Genomic DNA, 3,376 nt, shown 5'->3' with positions numbered 1-3,376 from the left:
AGCTGGGCGCGCGGGGGCCGGGCGCGCACGGCAGCTGGGCGCGCGGGGGCCGGGCGCTCTAGAGGTACGCCGCGTACTCGTCCAGTACGCGCAGCACCTCCTCCTCCCCCGCCGGCGGCAGTTGCAGCACGACCTCCTCGATGCCGAGGTCCGCGTAGTGCGCGAGCTTGCCCGCGCCGGGCAGCACGGCGTACGGCACGACCTGGAGGGTGCCGGGGTCCCGGCCCGCCTCGGCCCATGCGGTGCGCAGCACGGGCAGCGACTCCGTCAGGCCCCTGCCGCCGATCGGCAGCCAGCCGTCCGCGTACTCGGCGATGTGCGCGAAGAGCTTGGGGCCCGCCGCTCCCCCGATGAGCGTGCGCGGCCCGACGAGCTGCCCGCGCGGCTTCTGCACGGGCTTGGGGTGGGCGTGGCTGGCCCGTACGGAGTCGAACCGGCCCTCGTACGCGGTCGGTTCGGGCGACCACAGGGCCCGCATCAACGCCATCCGGTCCCGGCCCAGCTCCCGTCGCGTGCTCCACTCCACGCCGTGGTCGGCGGCTTCCTCGACGTTCCAGCCGAAACCGATGCCGAGGGTGAAGCGGCCGCCGGAGAGGTGGTCGAGGGTCGCGATCTGCTTGGCGAGGTCGATCGGGTCGTGCTGGGTGACGAGGGTGATGCCGGTGCCGAGCGCGAGCGCCTCGGTGACGGCCGCCGCCTGGCCGAGGGCGACGAAGGGGTCCAGGGTGCGGGCGTACTCCGGCGGCAGGTCGCCCCCCGCCGGGTAGGGGGTGGTCCGCTCCGCGGGTATGTGCGTGTGTTCGGGCAGATAGAGCCCGGCGAAGCCGCGTTGTTCCAGTTCACGGGCGAGCCGGGTCGGAGTGATCGTCTCATCGGTGAGGAAGATCGTCACGGAGATGCGCATGCGTCATCTCTACCGGCGCGGGGTTCCCGTGTCCATACCGACCGGTCGGCACATTCGTCGTGGGCGTGCGGGTGCTCCGTTCCCGAAAGCTGCCGGTCCCCTTCCCTTGAACCGTGGTTCACGGCTGAATACAAGGCTGGTGGCCACCACACCCGCGCCACCGGTGCCGGTGCCGGTGCCGGTGCCGGTGACTCACGACGACCTGGGGAGCAGCAGCATGTGCGAGGACGACCAGCACGCGAGCGACCACGGCATCGGCAGACGCGCCCTGTTCGTGACGGGGGCCGCCGCCGCGCTCACCCTGGGGAGCGTGAGCTTCCCGGACCGGGCGGCCGAAGCGGCGGAGGCGCCCGGGACCTCCGAGACCAGGACCGTACGCGGCACCCTGCCCCCCGGCGCGCCCGACTTCGTGTACCTGCCCGTCGAAGTCCCGTCCGGCGTGCGGGAGATCAGGGTCGCGTACACCTACGAGCGGCCCGCCGTCCCGGCCGGGACGGTGGGCAACGCACTCGACATCGGGATCTTCGACCAGCGCGGCATCGAACTGGGCGGCAAGGGGTTCCGCGGCTGGTCGGGCGGGGCGCGCACGGAGTTCTTCCTCCGCGCGGACGACGCGACGCCCGGCTACCTGCCGGGCCCGGTCCGCGCGGGCACCTGGCACATCGCGCTGGGCCCGTACACGGTGGCTCCGCAGGGGCTCGCGTACGAGGTCACCATCACGCTGACGTACGGCGAACCGGGCGAGACCGTGAAGCCGGTGTACCCGCCGTCGCGGGCCAGGGGCCGCGGCCGGGCCTGGTACCGGGGCGACTGCCACCTGCACTCCTGGTACTCGGACGGCCGCCGCACCCCGGCCGAGATCGCGGCGCTGGCGCGGGCGGCGGGCCTGGACTTCATCAACACGTCCGAGCACAACACGCACTCCTCGCACGCCCACTGGGCCGACCAGGCCGGCCCGCACCCCGACGGGGAGCTGCTGATCCTGCTGGGCGAGGAGGTGACGACGCGGAACGGTCACGTCGTCGCGCTCGGCACCGACCCGGGCACGTTCATCGACTGGCGCTACCGGGCGCGCGACAACCGCTTCGGCAAGTACGCGCGCCGCATCCGCGAGGCCGGCGGGCTGGTCGTCCCCGCCCATCCGCACGCCACCTGCATCGGCTGCAACTGGAAGTTCGGCTTCGGCGAGGCGGACGCGGTGGAGGTGTGGAACGGCGCGTACGGCCCCGACGACGAGGTGTCGCTCGCCGACTGGGACAGCATGCTCGTGGCCTCCGTGCGGGAGGGCCGGGGCTGGATCCCGGCGATGGGGAGCAGCGATGCCCACCGCGATCCCGACCCCGTCGGCACCCCGCAGACGGTCGTCCTCGCCGACGACCTGACCCGTGAGGCGATCCAGGAGGGCATCCGGGCCGGCCGCTCGTACGTGGCCGAGTCGAAGGCGGTGTCGCTGTCGTTCTCGGCGACCGGTCCGAAGGGCCAACACGCGGGAATCGGCGGGCGGTTGAAGGTGGACCGCGACGACCCGGTCACGGTCCGCCTGGAGGTCTCGGGGGCGCCGCGCTGCACGGTCCGCCTCGTCACGGACCAGGGCGTCCTGCACACGAGCCCCGCCCTGCCGGTGTCGGGCTCCGGCACGGTGGAGTGGCGCACGACGGCCCAGTACGCGGCGTACGTACGCGCGGAGGTACGGCACGAGGTGGCGGCGGGGCCGCTGCCGGGAGCGCTGGCGGCGTTCACCAACCCGGTCTTCCTGGGGCGGTAGGGAGAAGGGAAGGGAAGGGGCCGGTACCGCCTGAGGCGCCTCAGGCGGTACCGGCGTTCCGCGCCTGCTGGATGCGGGCCTGCTGGACCGTGGTGAGCCGCTTGACGACGAGGACGGCCAGCACGGCGCTCACGACGCCCAGGACGTTGGTGACCAGCCCGGTGACGATGTCGTCCGTGGCCTCGACCACGACGTCGCTGTCGTACCAGCTGCTCCACGAGCCGCTGACGTACATGACGGCGTAGGCGACGAAGCTCCACCACCACAGGTGCAGGATCCACCGTCCGGCGCCGACGCGGTGGCCGGTGGACGCCGTCCAGATGTCGTTGCTGATCTGCTTGGGCATGATGAGGTTGACGAGCGGGACGAACCAGGACCCGGCCGCCATCGCGGACGCGTAGCGCAGCTGTCCCGGCTCGAACGCCTCAGCGTTGTGGCGGACGCGCTGGAACCAGATCGACCACACCACCACCACGGCCAGGCCCATCAGGAGCTCGACGGAGTCGGCCAGGTCCGTCGCGAACTTCAGCTCCTCGAAGCCGTTGACGTCGCGGGTGGCGGACATGCTGTCCCGCGCCTCGAGCAGGAGGTACGCCTCGCCGAGAACGGCGCTGCGGAACAGCAGGGGCAGGATGTAGAGGCCGAGCAGGATGGCCAGGGCCGTGGCGAGCGCGCGGGCGGGGCGGGCCGGGGGCGCGGAGAAGGCT

The 3,376-nt window shown here is 72.8% G+C and carries 4 protein-coding genes (1 of these 4 cut by a window edge); 1 reads left to right on the top strand and 3 read right to left on the bottom strand.

What is annotated here, in order from left to right; genetic code table 11:
• Nucleotides 1-58: 58 nt before the first annotated feature.
• Nucleotides 59-904, bottom strand: coding sequence for an LLM class F420-dependent oxidoreductase (locus tag HO151_RS04360; RefSeq protein ID WP_173894787.1), 846 nt, complete (start codon nt 902-904; stop codon nt 59-61).
• A gap of 217 nt (nt 905-1,121) precedes the next feature.
• On the opposite strand from HO151_RS04360, the gene HO151_RS04355 reads away from it, so the two are divergent.
• On the top strand, nt 1,122-2,669 hold the full coding sequence (locus HO151_RS04355; protein WP_173894792.1) for a CehA/McbA family metallohydrolase: 1,548 nt from the start codon (nt 1,122-1,124) through the stop codon (nt 2,667-2,669).
• A 40-nt stretch (nt 2,670-2,709) separates the two neighbouring features.
• Here the strand turns inward: HO151_RS04355 and HO151_RS04350 are convergent, their stop codons facing one another.
• A complete protein-coding gene (locus HO151_RS04350; protein WP_173894786.1) occupies nt 2,710-3,156 on the bottom strand; it encodes a DUF4328 domain-containing protein in 447 nt (148 codons plus the stop codon).
• On the bottom strand, nt 3,095-3,376 hold the 3' portion of the coding sequence (locus HO151_RS04345) for a serine/threonine-protein kinase (RefSeq protein ID WP_173894785.1). Its footprint extends 1,185 nt past the window's final position; the window shows 282 of its 1,467 coding nt (coding positions 1,186-1,467); the start codon falls outside the window, past its right edge — the gene reads right to left on this strand; the stop codon is at nt 3,095-3,097. The genes HO151_RS04350 and HO151_RS04345 overlap by 62 nt, the downstream gene beginning before the upstream one ends.

The organism is Streptomyces sp. 8P21H-1 (assembly GCF_013302945.1).
Note: the sequence above shows the minus strand (reverse complement) of the source record. Positions and strands in the feature narration are given on the sequence as shown.

Bases quoted from the DNA above. Each gene is read 5' to 3' on its own strand.
- HO151_RS04360 (WP_173894787.1), bottom strand. From the start codon at position 904: ATGCGCATCTCCGTGACGATCTTCCTCACCGATGAGACGATCACTCCG.
- HO151_RS04355 (WP_173894792.1), top strand. From the start codon at position 1,122: ATGTGCGAGGACGACCAGCACGCGAGCGACCACGGCATCGGCAGACGC.
- HO151_RS04350 (WP_173894786.1), bottom strand. From the start codon at position 3,156: ATGGGCCTGGCCGTGGTGGTGGTGTGGTCGATCTGGTTCCAGCGCGTC.